At 60.4% G+C, this 1,927-nt stretch carries 2 protein-coding genes, 1 pseudogene and 1 other annotated feature; of the genes and pseudogenes, 1 reads left to right on the plus strand and 2 read right to left on the minus strand.

The window, feature by feature from the left end; all coding sequences use genetic code 11:
• Positions 1-254, minus strand: a 254-nt coding sequence (locus tag WCA53_RS22835; RefSeq protein WP_423915834.1) for a recombinase family protein, incomplete at its 3' end; no start/stop codon positions are given.
• 141 nt (positions 255-395) lie between these two features.
• Positions 396-1,633 (minus strand): IS3 family transposase gene (locus tag WCA53_RS22840; protein ID WP_423915837.1). Its coding sequence is split into 2 segments (ribosomal slippage): positions 396-1,339 and positions 1,339-1,633, totalling 1,239 coding nucleotides; the frame shifts between segments, so codons are not numbered across the junction.
• Positions 1,227-1,343, minus strand: a sequence feature (AL1L pseudoknot). (Overlaps the previous gene by 117 nt.)
• Before the next feature lie 98 nt (positions 1,634-1,731).
• Between WCA53_RS22840 and WCA53_RS22845 the strand changes: the two are divergent.
• A pseudogene (locus WCA53_RS22845) lies at positions 1,732-1,927 on the plus strand (tyrosine-type recombinase/integrase); the annotation flags it as partial.

Below are 1,927 nucleotides of genomic sequence, written 5' to 3' on the forward strand. Positions count from 1 at the left end.
CCATAGGCATACGCGCCACCGTAGATCGGGTTGGTCAGAATCCGGTACACCGTGCCGTAGCTGGGCCGTTTCCATTGGATTTCGCCGCGCGGCGTGCATGCCGGCAACTGCAGTCCGTGCTCCAGGAACCATAACAATGTCTGACGCACCGAGCCAATCGCGCCGAACTGGCGGAACACCGAGCGAATGGCGTCCTGCACGCGCAAATCCGGATCCTTCTCCAGGCGCTGGTCTTCGGTCTTGCAGTAACCCACCGGCGCCGCGACGACGAGTTCGCCGCGTTTGGCCTTCTCCTGCCGAGCTTCGAGTGAACGCTGACGCAGCAGATCCAGCTCGTATTCGTTCAGGCTGCCCTTTGAACCGCCCCGGTTTTCCCGGAGACTGTTTTGCTTGAGTCACACCCCGATGGTGGACCCAGCGAGTTGCTCATAATAAGCGGCTTCGAGTTCAGCCGGGGGGATATTGCCGATCGGTTCGAGCAGCCGTCGGTTGTTGAACCAGTCGACCCATTCGAGCGTGGCCATCTCGACGGCCTGCAGGTTACGCCAGGGGCCAAGACGATGAATGACTTCAGCCTTGTACAATCCGTTGACCGTCTCTGCCAGAGCATTGTCGTACGAGTCGCCCACACTGCCGACCGAGGGTTCGATGCCAGCCTCGGCCAGCCGGTCCGTGTAGCGGATCGACACGTACTGCACGCCCCGGTCGCTATGATGGATCAGGCCTTCTTGTGCACCAGGCTGACGCTCATACACGGCCTGCTCCAGCGCATCCAGCACGAAATCGGTACGCGCGGACGCCGAGACCCGCCAGCCCACGATGCGCCGGGCGAACACATCGATGATGAAGGCCACGTAGACAAATCCCTGCCAGGTGTTCACGTACGTGAAATCGGAAACCCACAGCGCATTGGGGCGTTCAGCCGTGAATTGCCGGTTCACGAGATCTTTCGGGCGCTCGGCTGAAGGATCGGCGATCGTCGTGCGCACCGTCTTGCCTCGCACTACGCCCTGCAGGCCCATCAGCTTCATGAGCCGCTCAACCGTGCAGCGCGCCACGGCGATGCCTTCGCGCTTCAACTGCCGCCAGACCTTGCGCGCGCCATAAACCTTGAAGTTCGCATCCCAGACTCGCCGGATCTGATCCTTCAGTTGCCGGTCACGCTGCAGCCGCGGCGGCAACAGCCCCGGATTCTTGCGTCGGGCCACATGCATGTAGTACGTCGATGGGGCAATCGGCAACACCTTGCAGATCGGCTCGACCCCATACGTCGAGCGATGATCATCAATGAACGTGATCATGATTTCGGTCGGCGGTCGAGCTCCGCCTGCGCGAAATACGCGGACGCCTTACGCAGGATCTCGTTGACCTGCCGTAGCTCCCGGTTCTCCCGCTCCAAGGCCTTCAGTCGATCCTGTTCCTCTGTGCTGGCACCGCCGCGCACTCCGCGATCTCGCTCATCCTGACGCACCCAACTGCGCAGCGTCTCACCTGAGCACCCAACTTTGGCCGCAATCGACGCGATCGCCTTCCACTGCGTTTCATAGTCGCCACGGTGCTCGTGGACCATCCGCACCGCCCGTTGCCGGACCTCTGGCGAATACTTCGGTGACTTCTTCTTGACGTTTTCCATGGCTCCATTCTCTCAAGAGTTGGAGTCTCCGGAAAACCCGGGGCGGTTCATTGCGTTCCGAAACGGCTAAACGGACATTGCGTCAATTTGGGCGTCTAATGGGCGACATTCAAATAGATGAAGTTCAGGCAGAGCAGGTCCTAGCTTTCTTGCAAGGCTCGGGGCCGCCTAGCTCAACTTGGCGGATCAAGTACAGATTGCTGTCCGGCCTGTATCGATTCGCGATCAGCAGAGGCCATGTAAAAGAGTCTCCACTGCCGCAAGGTTTGCCCAGGTTTCCGCCGCAGCAAACAC

Source organism: Caballeronia sp. (assembly GCF_049581465.1).
GTDB lineage: Bacteria > Pseudomonadota > Gammaproteobacteria > Burkholderiales > Burkholderiaceae > Caballeronia.